The 23,003-nt window shown below is 34.8% G+C and carries 22 protein-coding genes; 13 read left to right on the forward strand and 9 right to left on the reverse strand.

All coding sequences use genetic code 11. The features are described 5' to 3' along the window. The first annotated feature begins 22 nt into the window (after positions 1-22). The 6 genes from LDL57_RS00445 to trmL all read left to right on the forward strand — a co-directional run bounded on the left by LDL57_RS00445 (position 23) and on the right by trmL (position 6,152). Positions 23-1,069: a hypothetical protein gene (locus LDL57_RS00445; protein WP_225506749.1), complete on the forward strand. Its 1,047-nt coding sequence runs from the start codon at positions 23-25 to the stop codon at positions 1,067-1,069. Continuing rightward, positions 1,047-2,096: a glycosyltransferase gene (locus LDL57_RS00450; RefSeq protein ID WP_225506751.1), complete on the forward strand. Its 1,050-nt coding sequence runs from the start codon at positions 1,047-1,049 to the stop codon at positions 2,094-2,096. The genes LDL57_RS00445 and LDL57_RS00450 overlap by 23 nt, the downstream gene beginning before the upstream one ends. Beyond that, positions 2,089-2,715 carry a haloacid dehalogenase-like hydrolase gene (locus tag LDL57_RS00455; protein WP_180559159.1) on the forward strand — a complete coding sequence of 209 codons (627 nt, stop codon included), beginning with the start codon at positions 2,089-2,091 and terminating at the stop codon, positions 2,713-2,715. Before LDL57_RS00450 ends, LDL57_RS00455 begins: the two co-directional genes overlap by 8 nt. Positions 2,716-3,463: 748 nt before the next feature. Then, positions 3,464-4,567: a UDP-galactopyranose mutase gene (gene glf, locus LDL57_RS00460; protein WP_180559160.1), complete on the forward strand. Its 1,104-nt coding sequence runs from the start codon at positions 3,464-3,466 to the stop codon at positions 4,565-4,567. 40 nt (positions 4,568-4,607) lie between these two features. After that, entirely contained in the window at positions 4,608-5,558 is a 951-nt protein-coding gene (locus LDL57_RS00465; RefSeq protein WP_180559161.1) for an NAD-dependent epimerase/dehydratase family protein, read from the forward strand. Positions 5,559-5,648: 90 nt separating this feature from the next. After that, a complete protein-coding gene (trmL, locus tag LDL57_RS00470; RefSeq protein WP_180559162.1) occupies positions 5,649-6,152 on the forward strand; it encodes a tRNA (uridine(34)/cytosine(34)/5-carboxymethylaminomethyluridine(34)-2'-O)-methyltransferase TrmL in 504 nt (167 codons plus the stop codon). A gap of 26 nt (positions 6,153-6,178) precedes the next feature. Here trmL and cysE read toward each other — a convergent pair whose 3' ends face one another. The 4 genes from cysE to LDL57_RS00490 form a co-directional block, all read right to left on the reverse strand. Continuing rightward, a complete protein-coding gene (gene cysE, locus LDL57_RS00475) occupies positions 6,179-6,994 on the reverse strand; it encodes a serine O-acetyltransferase (RefSeq protein ID WP_180559163.1) in 816 nt (271 codons plus the stop codon). A 24-nt stretch (positions 6,995-7,018) separates the two neighbouring features. Then, positions 7,019-8,041, reverse strand: coding sequence for an NAD(P)H-dependent glycerol-3-phosphate dehydrogenase (gene gpsA / locus LDL57_RS00480; protein WP_180559164.1), 1,023 nt, complete (start codon positions 8,039-8,041; stop codon positions 7,019-7,021). Beyond that, on the reverse strand, positions 8,041-8,517 hold the full coding sequence (gene secB, locus LDL57_RS00485; RefSeq protein ID WP_180559165.1) for a protein-export chaperone SecB: 477 nt from the start codon (positions 8,515-8,517) through the stop codon (positions 8,041-8,043). The genes gpsA and secB overlap by 1 nt, the downstream gene beginning before the upstream one ends. Before the next feature lie 72 nt (positions 8,518-8,589). Further along, positions 8,590-9,027, reverse strand: a complete 438-nt coding sequence (locus tag LDL57_RS00490; RefSeq protein WP_180559166.1) for a rhodanese-like domain-containing protein — start codon at positions 9,025-9,027, stop codon at positions 8,590-8,592. Between the two features lie 340 nt (positions 9,028-9,367). Between LDL57_RS00490 and envC the strand changes: the two genes are divergently transcribed. From envC to rfaC, 5 genes are all read left to right on the forward strand, one after another. Beyond that, positions 9,368-10,657, forward strand: a complete 1,290-nt coding sequence (gene envC / locus LDL57_RS00495) for a murein hydrolase activator EnvC (protein WP_180559167.1) — start codon at positions 9,368-9,370, stop codon at positions 10,655-10,657. Positions 10,658-10,659: 2 nt separating this feature from the next. Next, positions 10,660-11,622: a divergent polysaccharide deacetylase family protein gene (locus LDL57_RS00500; protein ID WP_225506753.1), complete on the forward strand. Its 963-nt coding sequence runs from the start codon at positions 10,660-10,662 to the stop codon at positions 11,620-11,622. A 288-nt stretch (positions 11,623-11,910) separates the two neighbouring features. Next, positions 11,911-12,849, forward strand: a complete 939-nt coding sequence (rfaD, locus tag LDL57_RS00505; RefSeq protein WP_180559168.1) for an ADP-glyceromanno-heptose 6-epimerase — start codon at positions 11,911-11,913, stop codon at positions 12,847-12,849. An 11-nt stretch (positions 12,850-12,860) separates the two neighbouring features. After that, complete coding sequence (rfaF, locus tag LDL57_RS00510) at positions 12,861-13,907, forward strand: ADP-heptose--LPS heptosyltransferase RfaF (RefSeq protein ID WP_225506755.1); 1,047 nt, start codon at positions 12,861-12,863, stop codon at positions 13,905-13,907. 2 nt (positions 13,908-13,909) lie between these two features. Continuing rightward, complete coding sequence (gene rfaC / locus LDL57_RS00515; protein ID WP_180559170.1) at positions 13,910-14,887, forward strand: lipopolysaccharide heptosyltransferase RfaC; 978 nt, start codon at positions 13,910-13,912, stop codon at positions 14,885-14,887. A gap of 154 nt (positions 14,888-15,041) precedes the next feature. On the opposite strand, the gene LDL57_RS00520 is transcribed toward rfaC, so the two are convergent. Together LDL57_RS00520 and waaA are read right to left on the reverse strand one after the other, a co-directional pair. After that, positions 15,042-16,508, reverse strand: coding sequence for an ArnT family glycosyltransferase (locus tag LDL57_RS00520; protein ID WP_180559171.1), 1,467 nt, complete (start codon positions 16,506-16,508; stop codon positions 15,042-15,044). Positions 16,509-16,699: 191 nt separating this feature from the next. Further along, positions 16,700-17,977, reverse strand: a complete 1,278-nt coding sequence (gene waaA / locus LDL57_RS00525; protein ID WP_180559172.1) for a lipid IV(A) 3-deoxy-D-manno-octulosonic acid transferase — start codon at positions 17,975-17,977, stop codon at positions 16,700-16,702. A gap of 312 nt (positions 17,978-18,289) precedes the next feature. Here waaA and coaD point away from each other — a divergent pair, with 312 nt between their 5' ends. Beyond that, positions 18,290-18,772 carry a pantetheine-phosphate adenylyltransferase gene (gene coaD, locus LDL57_RS00530; protein ID WP_180559173.1) on the forward strand — a complete coding sequence of 161 codons (483 nt, stop codon included), beginning with the start codon at positions 18,290-18,292 and terminating at the stop codon, positions 18,770-18,772. 19 nt (positions 18,773-18,791) lie between these two features. On the opposite strand, the gene mutM is transcribed toward coaD, so the two are convergent. Then, entirely contained in the window at positions 18,792-19,601 is an 810-nt protein-coding gene (gene mutM, locus LDL57_RS00535) for a bifunctional DNA-formamidopyrimidine glycosylase/DNA-(apurinic or apyrimidinic site) lyase (protein ID WP_180559174.1), read from the reverse strand. Positions 19,602-19,688: 87 nt separating this feature from the next. On the opposite strand from mutM, the gene rfaL reads away from it, so the two are divergent. Continuing rightward, positions 19,689-20,921, forward strand: a complete 1,233-nt coding sequence (rfaL, locus tag LDL57_RS00540) for an O-antigen ligase RfaL (RefSeq protein ID WP_225506758.1) — start codon at positions 19,689-19,691, stop codon at positions 20,919-20,921. Between the two features lie 36 nt (positions 20,922-20,957). On the opposite strand, the gene LDL57_RS00545 is transcribed toward rfaL, so the two are convergent. Both LDL57_RS00545 and LDL57_RS00550 read right to left on the reverse strand, forming a co-directional pair. Further along, a complete protein-coding gene (locus LDL57_RS00545) occupies positions 20,958-21,962 on the reverse strand; it encodes a glycosyltransferase family 8 protein (protein WP_180559176.1) in 1,005 nt (334 codons plus the stop codon). Further along, entirely contained in the window at positions 21,959-23,002 is a 1,044-nt protein-coding gene (locus LDL57_RS00550; protein WP_180559177.1) for a glycosyltransferase, read from the reverse strand. Before LDL57_RS00550 ends, LDL57_RS00545 begins: the two co-directional genes overlap by 4 nt. Between the last annotated feature and the right edge of the window lies 1 nt (position 23,003).

The raw sequence follows: 23,003 nt of genomic DNA on the forward strand, positions 1-23,003 counted from the left end.
TATTCCTTATACTGGTAAGTGGTTGAATGAAAATGTGTTCAGAATATATAATATAAGCTATAAAATATTTCTTTATGTTATTATATTTTCATTTGTTTGTGTTAATATAATTATTAGATTAAGAAAATTTCCTGTTTCACTACTTATTTTTTCTTTTTTTACTATAATTTTATCTCTAATATTAAAACCTACTTTTATAAGTTATGTTTTGGTATTTTTGGCCGCATATTTTGTTGTTGATAATATAAAAAATAAAAAATATTCTAAATCGACTGTTAAGAAAATAGTATTTTTTAGTCTACTTTTTTGTTGTTTGCAAATGCTTTATTTTAGAAGTAGTGATGGACGTCCGGTTTTGAGTTTTATTGATCCAAATTTTTCTGCATTTTATCTGTTTCTTCTTTTTGTAATAACTAATTGTTTACAATTAAGATTATTAAATTTTATATGTATCATCCTTGGATTATTAACACTTAGCCGAGCTTTCTTGTTTGCAGTTGTTATTTTCTTAGTCCTTAAGTATCTAAAAATATTTTATAACTTGGCTAAGTCAATAAGAATACACATTCCCATAATTATCGTTTTGTTAAGTCTAATATTTGTATTTTTGGCTGGTGAAGCTTTGCGAAAATATGGAGGAAATAATGTTACTGAGTATGATGTTAATATTTCTCGATTTGTAACACTTAATGATGGCTCAAATAGGCTAAGATTTTCACTCAATGAACAATTTGTTAAAGCATTGATTAATTCAGATAAACTTAAACTAACAGGTGTTTCAAGAGAATATTATGTATCTAATTATAGCATATTATTACCTCATAATGGTTTTTTTGAGTTTGTACGTATTAATGGTTTAATTTTAGCTATAATATTTGTTTCTTCTGTATTTTTACTTATATTAAATTCTAGTTCACGATTTAGTTTTCCTTTTATAGCAAGTTATATTTTTTATATGTGTTTTCTGCCGGTCATCCCTGCAGGAATTAGCTTGTTGTTAGTTTCTATAATATATGCTGTTATTTTAAGTTTACAGAGAGAAAAATATGTTGGCTATAATTGTTCATAGCTTAGGTCGTATTGGTGGTACAGAATCAGTAGTAAAACTGTTAGCGAATTATTTTGTAAATCATAAAATTGCCGATGTTGTTGTATTGGAGACAGAAAAATCCTCATATAAAAATAGTGGTAATGATCAATTTCAGGTTATTAATCTAGCGACTGAGTTTAAAAATGAGAAAATTAATATGTTTTTCTCTATGGTTAAAGTTAAAAATTATATAAAAAAAAATAATATAAAAAATGTATATAGTACTTTTGGCAATCTAAATATTTTATCTATTTTATTATTGAAAAATGTTAATTTGATTGTCTGTGATCATACGTGTTATAAGCAATCAATGATAGGTTTTTTTGGCTATCTGCGTAAATGTTTATATCGTTATGCAGATTATGTTATTTCTCTTACAAATCGTGATTTTGAAAATTATCGTAAAGATAAGTGTAATTGTATTGTGATACCAAATCCGGTTGATAAAGGCAAAATCTCTTCTGGTAACTATATGAGAAAAGGCTTTATTGCTGTAGGACGTATTTGTTATTCAAAAAATTATGAGCGCATGGTAAATATTTGTGCTTATTTGAAGAAATTGGATAATTATTTTTTATTACGAATATTTGGTGATGGCGATAAAGAATATGTTGAAAAAATTAAAAATATTATCCAGCAATATGATCTAGAAAATAATGTTTTATTACAAAACTCAACATCTTCTATTTCTGAATGGTATGCTAAAAGTCGACTTTTACTAATGACATCCTATTATGAAGGTTTACCTATGGTGTTGATTGAAGCGCAAGCAAATGGATTGCCTTGTGTTGCTATTGATATTGAAACAGGGCCATCAGACATCATTATAAATAATGAAACAGGTTTGTTATTGAACGAGAATTTAGCTGATGATGAAATGGCGAAAAGAATATTTTCTTTTTATACAGATGTATCGGATGAAAATTTTATAAAATCAAAAAAGAATGCTGAGCAGTTTAATATAGAACATATTATTGATAAATGGATGAGTATTTTAAATGTGTAATATTATATTTATTGATTTATGTGGTACTTTAGTTAATGAAAATACAACGTTTCACTTTTTTGAGAAAAAAATTTTACCTAAAAAGAACTTATGTATAAAATTAATTTGGAAATTGAAGATAGTGCAAATTATCACCAAATTATCATTTTTATTAGGTATAAAATGGGATTTAAGTAAAAAAGCATGTCTTTTTTTTATGAAAGGGCTAAATAGAAATGATTTAGCTGTTTTATCTGATGAATTTGTTAATGAACTTAGTTGGCGTAAGGACATTTTAACAAAAATAGATTTATTGAAAAGACATGGATATTTCCCTGTTATAATTTCTGCTTCTTTGGATTTTTTGGTTAAATCTGTTAGTAAAAAAATGCATATAGATAAATATGAATCTTCATTATTACTCTATAATAATGATCGATTTTCTGGTGTATTATATCGAGATCTTCAGGGTAATAAAAAGAGTGTTATTATGTCTTATTCTTTTAGTAAATCCATTTTTTTTACCGATAATTTAGATGATAGTGATTGTATTGATTCTGTTAATTATTTTATTGCTGTAACCTCCAGAAAAAATTTAAATTTTTGGAAGAGAAATAGAGTTTTTACCCATGTTGTTTAAATTTATTTTTCCGTTAGCTCCTTTTTTTCATCTCTATGCCAAGAGTATTTACGAGAAATTAAGTTGGGTTTTATATTATTTAATACCCTATTTAGCAATTTCTTATTTATTCGATGTTAATTTATTAGCCGCTATAATATCCATATTAGCAATATACTCTGTTTATGATATAGGATATATATATAATAATGCAGAAACTATAAAAAATGAGACTAAACCAACATTAAGATACTCTTCTAATGAGCTTGTTTTTTATGAAAAAAATAAATTATTAATTTATTTCGTTAAATTTTTTTTTGCAGTTATTTTCTGCTTTTTATTATCATACTATTTTTCTTATAATTTTACATTATGGCTTTTTTGCTTAACATTAATATTAATAATATTTTTTATATATAATTCAATTAGAAGTAAAATTAATTTTTATCTGCAAATTTTTCTGACTATAAGTAGATTTTCTTTTCCTTTATTTTTATTATGTAATTTCACTTTAAATGATTTTATTTTTACTATTATGTTATTTCCATTACCTAATTTTTTTGGAAAGAACTAAAATTAAAGTAAATAATTTTCCTTATAAAATAGAAGATATTAGCAAATTTAGAACTATTTATTATTTATTTTTATTAGTTATCAGTGTTTTTATTTATAATATGCAAAAAACAGATTTATGGTTCTTAATATTATCTTCTTATTATTTTTTTTATAGATCAGTTTATTATTTTATAAGTTTTTTTAAGAGGTAAGTATGGATTATCTAATTGTTGGCAGTGGTTTATTTGGTTCTGTATTTGCCCATGAAGCAAAATTACATAATAAAAAAGTTAAAATTATTGAAAAGAGAGATCATATTTGTGGTAATGTTTATTGTGAAAATATTGAAAATATAAATGTGCATAAATATGGTGCTCATATTTTTCATACGAATAGTAAAGAAATTTGGGATTACGTTAATCAATTTGTTGAATTTAATCGGTTTACTAATTCCCCTTTAGCATTATCAAAGAATAAATTATATAATCTTCCTTTCAATATGAATACGTTTAATCAGCTATGGGGTGTGAAAACACCCCAGGAAGCCAAAAATATTATTTTATCCCAAAGTAAGGAATTTCAAGGTAAAGAGCCTCAAAACTTAGAGGAGCAAGCAATATCTTTAGTAGGTAGAGATGTCTTTGAAGCATTAATAAAGGAATATACAGAAAAACAATGGGGTAGAGATTGTAAGGAATTAGCACCATTTATTATTAAACGATTACCAGTTCGTTTTACTTTTGATAATAATTACTTTAATGATAAATACCAAGGAATACCTATTGGTGGATATAATAAGTTGATTGAAGGTTTATTAGAAGGTATCGAAATTGAAATTGGAATCGATTATTTTGAACATAAAGAAGATTTAGATAAATTAGCAAAAAAAATTGTTTACACTGGACCTATTGATAAATTTTTTGATTATAAATTTGGTAAGTTAGATTATCGTTCATTAAAATTTGAAAATGAAATTATCAATACTACTAATTTTCAAGGTAATGCAGTAATTAACTATATCGATCATAAATATCTTTTTACTAGAATTATTGAGCATAAACATTTTGAATTTGGTGATCAGGAAAAAACAGTTATTACAAAAGAGTATCCTAAAGAATTTGAAGATGGTGATGAATATTATTATCCAGTTAATGATAAAAAAAATAATAAAATTTATGCCGAGTATAAACAGTTAACTTCTAATTATAAAAATATTATTTTTGGCGGCAGGTTAGCTGAATATAAATATTATGACATGCATCAGGTTGTAGCCTCTGCACTTAAAGCAGCAAAGAAAGAGTTTCTTTTATCACAATAAATGTTATTTATATTAATATTTCTTAAGAATTGAGTATATCATGCTAACAATCTTCGGTGGTTCCGGGTTTATCGGTACCCGTCTTGCCAATCAATTATCATCACAGCACATTGATTTCAAAATTATTGATATTAATAAAAGCCAAGCGCATCCAGATAAATGGGTATTTGGTGATGTGACTAAAGCAGAAACCCTATTGGAGCCATTAAAAGACGCTTCCATTATTATTAATCTAGCGGCGCAGCATCAAGATAATGTTCATCCTATTAGCCTCTATTATGACGTGAATGTGGAAGGGGCGAAAAATGTTTGTCAGGTTGCTGAACAATTAAATATTAAACAGATTATTTTTACTTCTTCGGTGGCTGTGTATGGTTTTGTTGAACAAGAAACCGGCGAAGATGGTAAATTTCAGCCATTTAATGATTATGGTAAATCGAAGTTGGCGGCGGAGCGTGTCTATGATAGCTGGCAAGCGAAAGATAGCCAACGGACATTAGTGACTATTCGGCCGACAGTGGTTTTCGGTGAGGGTAATCGTGGTAATGTTTATAATCTATTTAGACAAATTGCTGCCGGGCGTTTTTTGATGATTGGTTCAGGTAATAATCGGAAATCGATGGCGTATGTGGAAAATGTGGCTGCCTTTTTATATTTTGTTACTAAATTAACAGCGGGTCGTCATATTTTTAATTATGTTGATAAACCTGATTTCACCATGAATCAGTTAACAGAAATTATTTGTCTGGCATTACACAAACAGAAATCTAATCTTTGTATTCCATATGCGCTGGGTCTTTTGGCAGGTTATTGTTTTGATCTGCTCGCTAAAATAACGGGTAAAAATTTTCCGGTTAGTAGTATTCGGGTGAAGAAATTCTGTGCGCGCACTCAATTCAAATCTAATACTATCGCTGAAACGGGATTTGAAGCGCCGATAACCTTGGCAAAAGGGATAGAAAATACGGTTCAGTTTGAGTTTAAAGATTAATAAAAAACTTTTTGCTTAGTTAAACGCAATTGAAAAACTTAACAGTGGCGATGACTATGTTAGAATACAGCGCTTATTGTTGAGGGCTGTATGTTAAACATCGTTTTATTTGAACCTGAAATTCCACCAAATACTGGCAATATTATTCGTCTGTGTGCTAATACCGGGTGTCAGTTACATTTAATTGAACCGTTAGGTTTTACCTGGGACGACAAACGTCTGCGTCGTGCTGGATTAGATTATCATGAGTTTGCTAATATTCAGCACCATCATGATTATTTTGCTTTTCTAACCTGTGTAGGCTTGTCTCAAGAGCATTGTCAGACACTATCTGGTAACCGCTTATTTGCTTTAACAACCAAAGGAACGCCGAGCCATAGTAGTGTGACATACCAGTCGGGGGATTATCTAATGTTCGGACCGGAGACGCGAGGTTTACCTACTTATGTTCTTGATGCACTGCCAACTAGTCAAAAGATCCGTATCCCAATGTTAGCGGATAGTCGCAGTATGAATTTGTCCAATTCCGTTGCGGTGGTGGTATTTGAAGCATGGCGCCAGTTGGATTACTCAGGTGCGTTGTTGCGTGAGTAGCTTTATTGTTCACCGGTTGGAGATGGTTAGATACCCTCACCAAAACCATGGATTGAATTGCTAAAGTTTTGATCCATATCCAGCGAAGGTTTTTTGCTGTTCGGGGTTCCAACTTTACGCGCCGGTACTCCCGCTACGGTAGTGTGCGGCGGCACAGCATGAAGCACTACCGAACTCGCGCCGATTTTGGCGCCCTTGCCAATTTCTATATTGCCTAAAATTTTTGCTCCTGCCCCGATCATCACCCCTTCACGAACTTTAGGATGCCGATCCCCTTCTGTTTTGCCAGTTCCACCGAGAGTGACCGATTGTAATATTGATACGTCATTTTCCACTACCGCTGTTTCACCGATAACGATACCGGTTGCGTGATCAAGCATAATACCGTAACCAATACGAGCAGCAGGATGAATATCAACAGCAAAAGAGACTGATATTTGGCTTTGCAGATATATTGCTAATGTCTTACGGTCTACTTTCCATAACCAATGGCCAATGCGATAAGCCTGTAAAGCATGAAAACCTTTTAAATATAATAAAGGGATTGAATATTTGTCGACGGCCGGATCACGTTGTACGATGGCTTTGAGATCACGCGCTGCATAAGCGATCATTTGTTTATCGTTTTTATAGGCATCTTGTATGATCTCTCGAACGGCAATCGCTGGCATAATCGGAGTAGCTAATTTATTGGCCAAAATATAGCTAAGTGAATCACCAAGATTGTCATGTTTAAGCAGTGTTGCATGAAAAAAACTGGCTAATATTGGCTCACAATTGGCAAAAGTTTTACCTTCTTGTTTAATTGCTATCCAAATTTCTTCAAGTTCCTGTCGTGACATATTCACACTCTGATATTTTAATAATTAAAAAGCATCTGTATCATTAATCTCATCTTTAGTTGCGCGGCTAAGTAATGTATTTGCCGCTTCAAGTACATTTTTATTGCCGTATAGAACTTGATAGATCTGCTCGGTAATTGGCATTTCTACGCCAACACGTTGCGCTAATGCATAGACTTCTTTGGTATTTAAGTAACCTTCAACTACCTGACCAATCTGTTTTTCTGCCTCTTCAGTCTGTATACCTTGGCCGAGTAGCATGCCAAAGCGGCGATTACGCGATTGATTGTCGGTACATGTCAAAACCAGGTCTCCTAAACCAGCCATTCCCATAAATGTTGAGGGTTGGGCACCCATAGCGACGCCTAAACGGCTAATTTCGGCTAATCCTCGGGTGATCAAAGCTGTGCGAGCATTGGCACCAAATCCCATACCATCGGACATACCTGCACCAATCGCGATGACGTTTTTGACCGCCCCACCTAACTGAACACCGATCATATCTGGATTTTTATAGACGCGAAAACTTTTACCACAATGGAAAAGTTGCTGTAGCTCTTCACTAAATCGCGCATTAGAGGCGGCTACCGCAATGGCTGTCGGTAAGCCGGCAGCTAATTCTTTGGCGAAGGTTGGGCCGGAAAGGACAGCGAGTGGAATTTTGTCACCTAGTATTTCGCGGGCAACGTCTTGTAACAGGCGTCCAGTACCATGTTCTAACCCTTTTGTTGCCCAAATAATGCGTGATTGTGGCGTCAAGTAAGGTTGGATATTTTGCAAAACTTGATTAAAAACATGGCTTGGGATGACGATCAATATATTGCTACTTGAGGTTATTGCTGTCTTCAAGCAAGCTTCAGGTAACAAATTGTCTGGGAATGGAACGTCAGGTAAAAATGCGTGGTTGCAGCGGTCTTGTTGTAATTTTTTAATATGCTGAGGATCATGTCCCCAAAGTAAAACGCGGTGGCCATTACGGGCAAGTGTAATGGCTAATGCGGTGCCATAAGAGCCGGCACCGATAACTGTCATCGAAACAGTGTTCATTAAGCTTCCTGATGTTTTGCCGAATTTTCAGTTTGGGCGGTATGCTGTTGTTGTAGATAGTTCATAAACAAGGCATCAAAATTAACAGGTGCTAAGTTTAGTTGAGGAAAAGTTCCACGGCTAACTAAATTGGTAATACATTCGCGCGCATAGGGAAATAAAATATTTGGACAGTAAGCGCCTAAACAATGAGCCATCTGGCTTTGTTCGATACCATCAATAGAAAATATGCCAGCTTGTTGCACTTCGCAAAGGAAAGCGGTTTCATCAGCGACGGTGGCAGTAACGGTGACGCGTAAGATAACTTCATAAACTTGCTCGGCCAATTCACTAGACGAGGTGTCTAAATCTAATTTGACTTCCGGTTGCCACTCTTGCTGAAAAATACTAGGGGCACTTGGTGTTTCAAATGAGATATCTTTGGTGTAAATTCGCTGGATTTGAAATACCATCTCTTCATGACTTTTTTCTGACATAATGTTAATTACCTTTTAAATGTCCATATGATATTGAATTGTATAAACATAATTTCTGATGTGTCCGTTGAATTACTTTTTACCGCGAGCCAGAGGTAAATTTTCGCTAGACCAGCCTGTAATTCCCTCTTTTAGAATAAAGACACGTTCAAAACCATATTGCACCAGTTGTTCAGCAGGTTTAAATGCTTCCATGCCATTTGCTGAGACAACAATAATGGGTTTTTGCTTATGTTTTTCCAATTCTCCGATATTATTGTCTTTAATTTCTGATGGAGTCAGGTTAATTGAATCAATAATGTGTCCTTTACGAAAATCGTCACGGGATCGTAAATCAATAGTGATCGCTTCTTCTTTATTAATGAGTTGTATCGCTTGGGCACGGGTGATGTTTTTTGTTTTGGCGAACAAACCCTTAAAGGTTAAAATAATCACAGCGATCAACAAAGCGATCCAGGCCAGACTGAGTATTGGATGTCGGCTAATAAATTGCATGATTTCTTGCATCATGTGGGGTAATTACTCCCGTAGTTAATAATAGATAGCTCTAGTTTGCAAAGTATACCTTTGTCGCTGCGCAATTACAGCCAATTTGCATAAATGACCAGAGTTTTTTTGCAAATAAAGTTTATATCGGTGGTATTTGCTCGCGATATCAGTTAATTGATATCACTTAAAAAGTAGCTGAATGAAAGCAATATTAATAATAACCTATAGTTATTTTGTGATTTGTTGTATAAATGAAGAAATTAAGTTTTTTCAGTATTATCCTAAAAGAAGCAGAAATGTTTACTAATTATGGTAATTGTCAATAATTTTAAGTGATATTGTTTCAGGATGCTGAACTAAGATGAACAATACCAGCCGATATGGTTTAATCCTAATCCTTTTGGCTCTACTAAAGAGAGTAGTGGTTAAGCCATTACTTTTTGTCTCGCTATTTTTTATCTGGCCATCAATTACCCTTGCCAATCCCATCAGTGACAATAAAGTAAAACTGAAAGATCTGTTATCAAATATTGCAGAAAAAGAGAGAAGTGTTAAACAGCAGCAAGCTGAGAGAAACCATTTACTCGATCAATTGAAAAGTCAGGAAAAAAGTATCGCTGCCGCTGGACGTGCATTACATGAAACACGTAAAAAACTTTCGCAGTTAGCAAAAGAACTGACGCAATTAAATGAAAATATTAGCCGTTTACAACAGCAAAAACAGATGCATGAATTATTGTTAGCTAAGCAGCTCGATGCTGCGTTTCGATTAGGCCAGCAAAAAGGGATTGAATTGTTGTTTAAAGGTGAACAAGGGCAACGAGAAGAGCGTATTTTAGCCTATTATAGCTACTTAAATGAAGCCAGAGAGCAAACGATTATTAAATTGCAGCAAACAACGACCTTACTCGCTGAGCAGAAACAACAGAAACAGCAAAAGCAATTGGCACAGAAAAAAAACTTAGCCAAACAAGATCAAGAAAAGAAAACGCTCGATTCGGCACAGGATGCTAGAAAGAAAACCCTGTTATCGTTGGAATCGACGCTAAAAGCGGATCAAAAAAGTTTGGCGGTGATGAAACGTAATGAAACACTATTGCGTAGTAAAATTGCCAAGGCTGAGCGAGACGCAAAAGTTAGGGCGGAAAGGGAAGCGAAAGAGGCTGCGCGTATTCTAGCAAAACAACGGCAGGCGCAGCAAAAAGGAACCACTTATCGTCCAACCGAAGATGAACGGGCTTTGATGGCACGTACTGGAGGTTTAGGCCGTCCTGTTGGTCAGGCTCTATGGCCAGTTCACGGCCAGATCCTGCATCACTATGGTGACAGTATCTCCGATGAATTACGCTGGAAAGGGATGGTGATCAATGCCGCTGAAGGAACAGAGGTTAAAGCCATTTCTGCCGGCCGTGTTTTACTTGCTGACTGGCTACAAGGCTATGGTTTGGTAGTGGTTATTGATCATGGTCAGGGAGATATGAGTTTATATGGTTATAACCAGAGTGCATTGGTGAATGTGGGTCAACAGGTTCGGTCAGGTCAGCCTGTTGCGTTAGTGGGTAGCAGTGGTGGACAGCAGCGCTCCTCGCTTTATTTTGAGATCCGCCGTCAAGGTAAAACCGTTAATCCACAGCCTTGGTTAGGGAGATAACCGTGCTAAAACGGATTGTTTTGATCATCATGGCGCTAATGTTACTTGTCAGTGGACAAGTCAATGCTGGAAAATTGGCCATTGTGATTGATGATATTGGTTATCGTAAAAAGGAAGATAATCAGATATTAGCTTTGCCGGTGGCAATTTCTATAGCCATTTTACCAGACTCTCCTTATGGCAGAGAAATGGCCGAAAAAGCCAATCAACAAGGGCGAGAGATTTTAATCCATATGCCCATGAAACCGATTAGCCAGCAACCTCTTGAAAAAAATACCTTAACGCCGCAAATGAGTGCCAATGAAATAGAGCAGAAGATTGTCGCTGCCATTAAGCAAGTACCATATGCTAAAGGTATGAATAATCATATGGGTAGTGCGATGATGGCTAATTTAGTGGCTATGAAAAATGTTATGCAAGTGCTCTCGCATTACGATCTCTATTTTCTCGATAGTGTGACGACAGCAAACACTAAGGTCAATGAAGCAGCTAAAATTTTTGCGCTGCCAACCATGCGTCGCAATGTTTTTTTAGATCATCTAAAAACAGAAACACAAATTCGTAAACAGTTTGCCCATGCTATTTCATTAGCCCGTAAACAGGGTAGTAGTATTGTTATTGGCCATCCTTATCCTGCTACCATTCAAGTATTACAACAAACATTATTTGAGTTACCTAGCGATATTGAGCTCGTGGCGGTTGGTAAACTACTTAACAATACGATAAAAGATAAATTAACTATTCAAACGGTTGGACAAGATCAGGAGAAAGTTCCAGCGCAACCTGTGGAATTACAGAAAGCCGTCATCGGTTACTGCAAAATATCACCAGTAACAAAAGCATTATCAGGTATTGATTTAATGATATATATTGTGGATGCTATTTATCATGATCCTGACTTAAAAAAATTATTTACTGAACAGAGGAAACCGCTGTTTAGTAAAAATATTTCATTATCTCAATAAAATAATAGCTGACAACAATGATATATGACTTTGTTAGTGTGAAAAGACGCGTCATAATACTTTTCTCTATATCTTTGATAAATAAAACTTCTATGACTCGTTCTGCGGTGATTTATTTTAATATAATAGCTAATTGAGAAACTTATTGAGGATTTTAACCGTTTTGTTAGCTCTGGTTATTTATCCTATTTGGATAAATCCTATGAGTTACTGTGGTTAACGCCGGATAAATGTTATTATCAGATCAATATAAGCAACAATGATCTCGATTGAATAGAGGTAAATCCAATGATCATAGTCACGGGTGGTGCTGGTTTTATTGGCAGCAATATTGTTAAAGCACTGAATGATATAGGACGTAGTGACATTCTGGTGGTCGATAATCTTAAAAATGGGGCTAAATTTGTCAATTTAGTCGATTTAGATATTGCAGATTATCTCGACAAAGAAGATTTTATTGCCAGTATTATGGCTGGTGATAATCTGGGTAATGTTGATGCGATTTTTCATGAAGGTGCTTGTTCATCAACCACTGAGTGGAATGGTCAGTATATGATGAATAATAACTATGAATATTCGAAAGAGTTACTTCATTACTGTATTGAACGGGATATTGCGTTTTTGTATGCTTCTTCAGCGGCGACTTATGGTGGGCGTAGTGATCATTTTATTGAAGAGCGGCAATATGAAAAGCCTTTGAATGTATATGGCTATTCCAAGTTTTTATTTGATCAATATGTCCGCAAAGTTTTACCGCAAATCACCTCACAGGTATGTGGATTCCGCTATTTTAATGTTTATGGTCCACGTGAAGGTCATAAGGGGAGTATGGCAAGCGTCGCTTTCCATTTAAATAGCCAGATTAATCAAGGGCAAAAGCCAAAACTTTTTGCGGGTAGTGAGAAATTCAAACGCGATTTTATTCATGTAAGTGATGTAGCGGCGGTTAATTTATGGTGTTGGCAAAATAAAATCTCCGGCATATTTAACTGTGGTACCGGTAAGGCTGATTCTTTTCAGGCGGTAGCCGATGCGGTAATTGCTTTTCATCAAGAAAAAAATCTTTTAGTGGAATATATTGCCTTTCCAGATAAATTAAAAGGTTGCTATCAAGCATTTACCGAAGCAGATCTCAGCAAATTACGTGCTGCAGGTTACGATAAACCGTTCAAAACCGTAGCGGAAGGGGTTGCTAATTACATGCAATGGTTAAATTGCGATGATTAAATGGAAATAGCATGAAGATATTGGTCGTTGGCCCTTCATGGGTGGGTGATATGATGATGTCGCAGAGTCTTTATCGTACTTTGAAGACCCTACACCCAGAGGCAGAAATTGATGTTATGGCACCTGATTTGTGCCGGCCACTATTAAATAAAATGCCTGAAGTCAACCAGGCCATATCGATGCCTTTGGGCCATGGTCGTTTAGCTCTTAGTGTACGTCGTCAGCTTGGTATTCATTTACGTACTCAACGTTATGATCAAGCCTATATTTTACCTAACTCTTTTAAATCTGCGCTGGTGCCCTTTTTTGCTCAAATACCAATACGGACAGGATGGCGCGGTGAGATGCGCTATTGGTTGCTGAATGATATTCGCGTATTGGATAAAGCCGCTTTTCCACAAATGGTTCAGCGTTATGTTGCTTTGGCTTATAAAAAAGATTCAGTTAACAACGCCGATGAGCTCCCTAAACCAATTTTATGGCCGCAACTTTCCGTGACAGAAACGGAAATTAGCCAGAGTAAACGCATTTTTCATATTCCAGAGCAATTACCTATTATTGGCTTTTGTCCAGGTGCAGAATTTGGGCCAGCTAAACGCTGGCCAGCTTACCATTATGCTGAGTTAGCGCAATTATTGTTTGTTGCTCACGGTTATCAAATTTTAATCTTTGGCTCACAAAAAGATCGTCGTATCGGTGAAGATATTCGACAATCGCTTTCTGTCGATTGTCGGCAACATTGTTTTAATCTGGCCGGTAAAACAACCCTTGAGCAGGCGGTTAATCTATTGGCATCTTGCCGAGCGGTAGTTAGTAATGATTCAGGTTTAATGCATATTGCAGCAGCATTAAATCGACCGCTGGTGGCGCTTTATGGGCCAAGTAGCCCTGATTTTACGCCTCCTTTATCAAATCGGGTAGAAATTATCCGTTTAATAACTGGCTATCATAAAGTTAGGAAAGGGAGCGCAGAGAGTGGTTATCATCAAAGTTTGATTGATATAAAACCTGAACGCGTGTTTACCGCATTAACTAAGTTATTGGCGGAGAGTCAGTAACAATGAAAGTGTTGATCGTTAAAACCTCGTCGATGGGTGATGTATTACATACTTTACCCGCACTGACTGATGCAGTCAGACACTATCCTGATGTCCAGTTTGATTGGGTTGTTGAAGAAAATTTTACCGAAATTCCACACTGGCATTCTGCCGTTAAGCGAGTCATTCCGGTAGCTATTCGTCGCTGGCGAAAAAACTGGTTGGCAAAATCTGTCAGGCAGCAAAGAGCAGTTTTCCGTGCTGAATTACAACAGCAAAAGTACGATGCCATAATCGATGCACAAGGATTGTTGAAAAGTGCCTTTTTGATCACACGCATAGCTCGTGGTGTAAGTCATGGTTATGATTGGAAAAGTGCTCGCGAGCCGTTAGCAAGTCTATTTTATGATTGTTGCTATCGTGTCAATAAACAACTGCACGCGGTTGAACGTATCAGACAATTATTTGCCGAGAGTTTACATTATAGTAAACCAACTATTGCTGGTGATTATGGTATTGCACCCTATTTTTCGTCACCGGTTTTGGCAAAGGAAAACGCTGCTTACATTATTTTCTTCCATGCTACCACACGTGACGAAAAGCATTGGCCGGAATCTCATTGGCGACAATTGATCACCGCTGTACAAGCGAAAGGATTAACGGTTAAATTACCGTGGGCAACGGCTCTGGAGCATCAACGTGCTCTAAGGCTTGCTGCCGGTTTTAAGCATGTAGAAGTTTTGCCCAAACTTTCATTAAACCAATTAGCTGAACAAATTGTCGCAGCCAAAGCGGTAGTCTCCGTTGATACAGGTTTAAGCCATTTAACTGCCGCACTAAGCAAAGCGAATATTACCCTCTATGGCCCGACCGATCCGGGATTAATTGGCGGTTATGGTGAAGCACAACAAGCTATTATTTCAGTTGATGGCAATATGGCAACAATTGAACCTAATGAAGTCTATCAACAATTAATATTAAAAATCGATAGTAAATGGTGAAAACGATTATTTTTTGAAAGATGAGATTTAATTAAACAAAGGTAGCTTAATCGATTAAATTGAAGCTAGCTTAAACAAAATTGTTTGGTTGAGACTAGTATTGATAAAAATGATGTGACAATGAAAATTTTTCTATTTCATTGCCACACGGTTTTTAATGATTATTTTGTTCTGGTGCAATAAATCCTAGGCACATTGATTGCGGATCAGCGCTTGGTTCTGATTGGTAAATAATGGCTTCTTTTTCAATAGTAAATTGAGGCCAATGTTTTGACATCCGAGTAAAATTTTCTTGGCTGCAATCTTTACCTTTTCGCCCTAATAGTAAAGCACCATGTTTTTTGATTGTTTCTGCCGTAATATCGCGATAATAAACATTTGGTGGCTGTGCTTCACTGGTATCCCAAGGCTGGATAGTGTGCGGCCGATCAGAAGCATAGATAATAAACCATTGATAAAGATTATCTTCGCCGCCAACATATTTTAATGGTTGGCCATATTTTTGCCGCCAGCGCTGTTGTCCTTCTGCTGTGAGTGCTTTAATGCCGATCATTTTCTGGCCAGCGCCACGAATATTATAATTTAATACCAGACAGTAACCTAAAAAGATCAGGCCGCCAATAATAATCAAGCCAAAAAATGTTTTTCGTAATGATTTCTTCGGTTGAACGGAGATAGAACCAATTAACAATGGGGCCGCAATCATCATAAATGGTTGTAGCCATTCCGTCATTCTCCCACCATCATGAAACAAAAACCAACCGAAAATTACGCCTAAAGGAAGTAACAAAATAAAGTTAACTAATTGATTAGGTTGCTCTTTGGGCCAGCTTATTTTACCGCCTAATAGATAGACAATAATGGACGCAATAATTAACGGATAGAAAACTGATAATGTGGAACTAACAACATGAAGGTTAAAGCCTTGTTCGATCTGTGAATCAACCCATTTAAAAGCAGAAAAATCATTTTCTATTAACCAAAACAAATTAGGTAAGATCAAAGCAAACCAAAGTGCAATTGCAAGATAAAAAAGTGGCTGTTGGTAACTTTTTCGCACCTTAGGCACGAAAAGGGTTAATAAAAAAGCAGTGCCAATCAGAGCCAAGGTTGAATATTTACCCATTGTCGCTAAGCCAGACACGAGTGCAAAGGCAAGCCACCATTTTGGATGATCATAGACAGCCCGTAGGAAGAAGAGCAGCACCCAGGGCCATAGCGTGACCAGAATATAGTTATCATTATAAGGGATGATATCAAAATTAATGATGCCTGATAAATTGAGTATCAATAATGCAAACCAAGCTAATTCAATTTTGTGGCTTAGGCGGTAAGCCAACTGCCATACGCCTATCATACCAATAGCGATACCAAAAAAATGAATAAAATACCAATAAAAACTGTAGGAGAGGTTTAAATAGATGGCAGGCCACATAATGACACCAACAAACCAAGGGTTTTTTGGCGAACCCCATTCGCCATTCATTCCCCAGTTAACCGCTTCAACAGCATCGTAAGGTACAGTTGGATCTAAACAATAACTTCCAAAAACCCATAAAATTGCATAAATCGACACCCACAAGTAAAGCAATATTTTTGATTTTGGGCTAAATAAAGGCATATTATTTTTTATCGTCAGTCATATAATTGGTGGGGTAAATATCCCATTTATTTGAATTAAACCAGTAACACTATAATGAAGAAAAAATAAAATACTTAGTATTTGTTAGTTATTACTGTTTAGTTAATGATCATAAGCGCTATTTCGCTATGGAATTTAGCGATATTCAATATATTAAATAATACTCGTATTTAATGGGTTACTGGTGGCAGGTAAGGTTCCAGTAGTTTTAGTAATTTTTGCAATGCCCCTTGATTGTCATGTAATACTTCTGCTGCTTGACGGCCATGGTATAGACGATAATCTTCATCCTTAAGCAAATGGGAAACAGTAAGAATTAAGGATTTACTATCATTAACCGTAATAAGTCCATCAGCTTGTTTTAGTTTGGTACAAATATCTTTGAAATTATAAGTATAAGGCCCCATTAAAACCGGCAAGGCATGTGCGGCTGCTTCTAAGGGATTATGCCCGCCCTTTTCGACTAAACTACCGCCGACGAAGGCGAGATCAGCAATACCATAGAGTAACATAAGTTCACCCATCGTATCGCCAATAATAACTTGAGTATTGCTATTGGGAACGAGATTTTCACTACGGCAAATATAGCGTAATTTAGCTTTTTGGGTTAACTCTTGAGCCTTTGCAAAGCGTTCTGGGTGGCGAGGAACAAGAATCAGTAATAAATCAGGAAATTGTTTTAATAGTTTAGTATGAGCCTGTAAAATAATTGACTCTTCTCCTTCATGAGTACTGGTAGCAATCCAAACTGGACGATGTGGAGCCCATTGTCGACGTAATGTTATGGCTTTTACAGCCAATTCAGGGGTGACAGAAATATCAAACTTTAGACTACCTGTAACATATAATTTCTTTCTTGCTAAACCCAGTTTAATAAAACGTTCGCCATCTTCTTGGTTTTGTGCTGCGATTAAAGTAATTTTTTGCAATAGCTCTTGGATAAAATAACCCAATTTTTGATAACGTGCTGCTGAACGTTCAGACAGACGGGCGTTAGCAATAATTAATGGAATTTTACGTTGTTTTAATTGCAGAATAAGATTTGGCCAAAGTTCTGTTTCCATAATAATGGTTAATTTAGGATCGGCGTGATTAAGAAAACGGCGTACAGAGCCTGCTAAATCATAAGGTAAATATACATGTTGAACATCATCACCAAATGCTGATAAAACACGTTCTGAGCCTGTTGGGGTCATAGTAGTAACGGTAATAGGTAGTGTTGGATAATGATGGCGTAATGCTCTAACTAACGGAACAGCCGCTAATGTTTCTCCTACAGAAACAGAATGTAACAATATTCCGCCGGGAATTACCTTACCATTACAAAAACCATATCGTTCACTCCAACGTTTACGATAAGCGGGGGACTTGCGACTACGCCATAATAAACGTAACCAAATAATGGGTTGAATAAGGTAAATAAGTATTTGATATAGACGTAATAACATTCTATCACATTGACCGATTGAGATTAGCACTATAGTAGCATATTGCACATAAGAAAGTGCAATGAATATCTATTTAAATAGCGTTTTTATTCATCATTAAAGATAAAAAAAATTTAAAATTTTGTTAATTAATTTAAATTAAACTAGTAATTAACTAAAAATATGATAGTAATTATCATTTATTTTCAAAAGATAATAATTTATAGCTATTCTTATCAATGGTAAAGATTTTATTTTGTCAGCATAATTGTTCAATATACTTAAATAATACGATAATATGTGTTCAGTTGCTCGTTATTAGTGAAAAACTTTATGAAAAACAAAGCAATTTACCCTGGTACTTTTGATCCTATCACTTACGGTCACTTGGATATAATAGAGCGTGCCGCCTTAATATTTGAACAGGTAATATTGGCTATCGCGGATAGTTCACGTAAAAATCCGATGTTTACCCTCGATGAGCGTATTTTGTTTGCTAAAGAACAGACAAAACATTTAGCTAATGTTGAAGTAACAGGGTTTTGTGAGCTGACGGTAAATTTTGCGCAAAAACACCAAGCTAATATTTTGATTAGAGGTGTGAGATCTATAACAGATTTTGAATATGAATGTCAGTTGGCAAATATGAATAGTCATCTTATGGCTGATCTGGAAACCATCTTTTTATTACCTTCTCCGAAGTTATCGTTTGTTTCTTCTTCTTTAATTAAAGATGTTGTCCGACATGGCGGTGATGTTTCATCTTTTTTACCAGCGCCAATAGCGAAAGCGATGTTGCAAAAAATTGAACAATAAAAAATGATTAAGCTTAAGCCTATTTTTGGCAGTTATGACAGAAAAAAGTACTACGTTGCCCTAGTTTTATTGATTCAATCAGTTGACCGCAATGTGAACAAGCTTCACCTTTTTTACCATAAACAAACAGTTGTTGAGCAAAATAACCTGGTTTTCCGTCTGACTGTAAAAAATCTTTTAATGTTGTTCCTCCCTGTTCTATTGAACGTTGAAGAATTTGCTTAATCTGGTTAACTAAATGATCTATCTCTTTTCTTGTTAGTGAATGGGCGGCTCTGGTTGGCAGAATTTTGGCAGCGAATAGCGCTTCATTGGCATAAATATTGCCAACACCAACGACGATTTTATTGTCCATTAACCAGGGTTTGATGGCGGTTTTTTTATTTTTTGCTCGTTGGTAGAGATAGTCTGCATTAAAGCTATTAGAGAGAGGTTCTGGCCCTAAATGGAAAAGTACCGGGCAATTATCCAAGTCATTCGTCCATAACCAGGCGCCAAAACGTCTGGGATCGGTATAACGCAATATTTTGCCATCGGCTAGGACCAAGTCGATATGATCGTGTTTTTCGGCTAATTGTTGTTTTGTTAAGATGCGTATACTACCTGACATACCTAGGTGAATGACTATCCAGCCATGTTGGAGTTGAATGAGTAAGTATTTAGCGCGCCGTTTAACACTTAAGACTGATTCGTTGGCGATATGTAAAATTTCTGTCGCTACCGGCCAGCGTAATTGACTATTGCGTACTATACTAAATTGTATTTTATTACCAACCAGGTAGGGCTCGATTCCACGTCGGCTGGTTTCAACTTCAGGTAGTTCTGGCATAGTTTCCTTAATATGTAACAAGTCGTTAATCTTAATACATACTACTGTATCTTGTGTTGGTTAGTCGATAGAATAGAAGGCATTAATATGTTATCTGGAGTAGAAATGAAGGTTATCCCTATAATTAATAAACGAATTAATTGCCGCTGTTATTGGAATTTAGGGATAGTATTTTTTTTTATTGCTATATATTTTCTTGATGGTGTTACACGTTATAAGCATGTCTTAGCAGGATTAATTTATCTCACCGCTATTGTCTATTTAATTAAAGATAGAAAGCGTGTTTTCAGTATATTTAAGAATAATTTATTTTTGTCTTTAGTGCTTTTTGTTATAGCAATGCTTTATTCATTAATTATCTCTAAAGATGTTAATATTTCATTAAAAGCTATTAATAAAGGTGTTATTGAAAAATTATTTATTACCGCAGTGGCTATTGCCATAGTGCTCTATCAAGAAAAACAAGAGCATATAACTAAGCTTTTGATTTTCTCTTTAATTATTTCTATTTTACCGTTAACAATAAAGGAAATTCTGCAATATATTGACGAATATCATCAGGGTATCCTGCCGTTATCAAAATTTGAACATCGATATATTTCTGATTGGTTAATCTTTATTGTACCCGCTTTACTTTCCTTTTGGTTTTATAAAGGAGTGAAAAATAAAATTTTATTTTTCTCGCTTTCGATTACTTTTGTTGCTATCACAATCGGGACATTACAGCGAGGTACTTGGTTATCTATTACGGTAATATTTATTATCTGGTGTGGAGTAAAAAAAGAGATTAAGTTACTCAGTCTTGCTGTTATTGGCCTAAGTATCTTGTTATCCTACTTGGCAATGATTAATCAAGGTCAGTTTGATAAATTATTTTACAAATTAGAGCAGACGAGTAGTAGTAGTCGTTATAGTCAAGGTACTCAGGATTCAGCCTTAGATCTTATTAAAGAGAATCCAATAAAAGGTTATGGCTATGGCGAGCAGTTATTTTATAAAATTTACAATGAAAGAGTAATTGATTATCCTGACTGGATTTTTAAACAATCGATCGGGCCTCATAATACAGTTTTATCAATTTGGTTTGCTGCTGGAATTATTGGTCTAATTGCTCTCCTCTATCTTTTTGTTTCAATTTTTATGTACTTATTTAAAGGATATCGTAATAATACGGCAAAAGATGGTTTTTTGATCCTGATGTTGATATTTATCGGTGATATGATTGTTAGAGGATTATTTGAAACGGTAAATGTTTCAAATATGGCTATTATAATAGGAATAGCATTAGCATTGAATCGTAATGAAAAATTGATAAATTAGTTAAACTAAAGCACCTATCCGTGAGGCGCTTTAAGATTATTTTTTTAGTAGTTTATATTTAATTAAGCATAAGAAACCTTGCATATATTTATGTTGTAAAAATAGATGTTTGTATTTTTCTTGCAGTTCCGTTCTCTTTTCTGCAATTTTTAGTGGTTGATCTTTCCACGGTGAGTGAATATATGAATTGTAAAAAAATTGACTGGCAGGATAATTAACACCCCAAGTATGCCAGGGTTTTGTAACACCAGTATAGTGGATAAGAGAGGTGCTATCTGTTATGGTATTTTTGTATTTGGAAAAATCGTGATAAAACAATTCATTTTTCAACGTATATATACAATTATAATCACGAGATAAATAGATATTTTGTGTCTGAAATAATATATTTAGTGCATCTTGATCAAGATATTTTAATTTACCGAAATCTGTTTTTCCTCGTACCAGTTCGAATGATTTTTTGGAAAAATCATTTTCAATCCATTTCTGTAAATTCACATAAATTACGCCGGCATTAAAATATTTGCCATTTAAATCGGCTAAATTGAGTCGAGTCGCACTTGATTGCTGCATGTTGTCAACATCGAGTACAACGGCGGCAAAAAAATCAGCTAAATTTAGCTGAAATAGTTCTTTTAGGCTGCCTTTACAGATAACATCAGCATCCAAATATAAAATAGAGTTTATATTAGTACTCAAATATTCAAAAGCGATTAACCTAAAATAGGTGGCATAAGACCAAAAGTCTGAGGTTGATAGTTGTTTTAATTCTTCAGCATCGAGCAGATAGATAATTATATTAGAATTATACTTCGCTATCATTTCTTGAAAACGTGCTAAATATTCGTTATCAATATAATCAGTAAATAGGTAAAAATTGAAATCAGTATCAGTATTATTCATTAATACGGAATTTATGGATATTGCTGCACCAAATAGAAAATTTTTATCAACGCCATAAGCAATATTAAAATTTTTATTATTTTTAGTAAGATTTTCTTTTCCTGCAATATTAAATTTTTGTTTTATAAAATGCCTCATGATAAACATAGCCCTTTAACTCTTTTAAAGAGAATTTTAAATTTTGCTAAATAATAGTGAGTATAATTCTTTAAACCTTCGTGGTATTTTCTTTGTTTGAATTTATGTTTAGCGCAATACCTTAAAAGGTGTACGCTTTCTGCTTTTAATAGCGGTTTATTTTGCCAGGGAGAGGCATTTTTTGCTTTAATAAATGGTTGTGAAAAGGGAGATATTGCCCATTCATGCCATGGTTTGGTCGGGCCAATATAGTGAATAAAAATAGTATCAATAGCAAATGCATCATGTTTAACACTTTGCAGACCATAATTTATACTGTACTGAGTATTATATTTTTTTGCCAAATAGATTACTTTATTTGTTAGCAGAATATTTAAAACATCTTGGTCAAGAAAAGAGAATTTATTTTTTAACGAATTATTTTTAAGTAACTGCATTGCTTGAGTTGAAATATCTTCTTCTGCCCAGCGATTAAGATTAATGAGTATAAATCCAGCGTTAAAATAGCCTTGTGAGATATTTGCTACCTCTAATTCGGATGCTCTTTTTTGCCACCATTTTTTATCTTTTTCTGTTACCACTGCAGCAATTTCATTATTATTGAATTGAATTTTTTGTAATTTATCTAAATTATTATTACATATAATATCTGCATCTAAGTATAAAATTTTATCTATTTTATTGGTGAAATAGTCAGCAATGATGAATCTAAAGTAGGTGGCATATGACCAGTTTCTAGTGCAGGGCAATGATTTTAAGCTCTGGTCGTCGACTAAATAAATATTTATTTCAATTTTATATTGACGCGCAAGGGTATTGAATAGCGTTGCCTGTTCATGATCAAAATAATCGGTAAATATATGGAAACAATAATTAATATTAGAATTGTACAGCGCAATTGATGCTATTGATATTCCGCAACCATATAAAAAATTTTTATCGACTCCATATGCAATATGGAATTTAGGGTGACAATCAGCATTCATATTTTGCGTTAAGCAGAGTTTTTGTTTAATAACTTTGTGCTTGTCAAAATACATG

Source organism: Arsenophonus apicola, assembly GCF_020268605.1.
Taxonomy (GTDB): Bacteria; Pseudomonadota; Gammaproteobacteria; order Enterobacterales; family Enterobacteriaceae; genus Arsenophonus; species Arsenophonus apicola.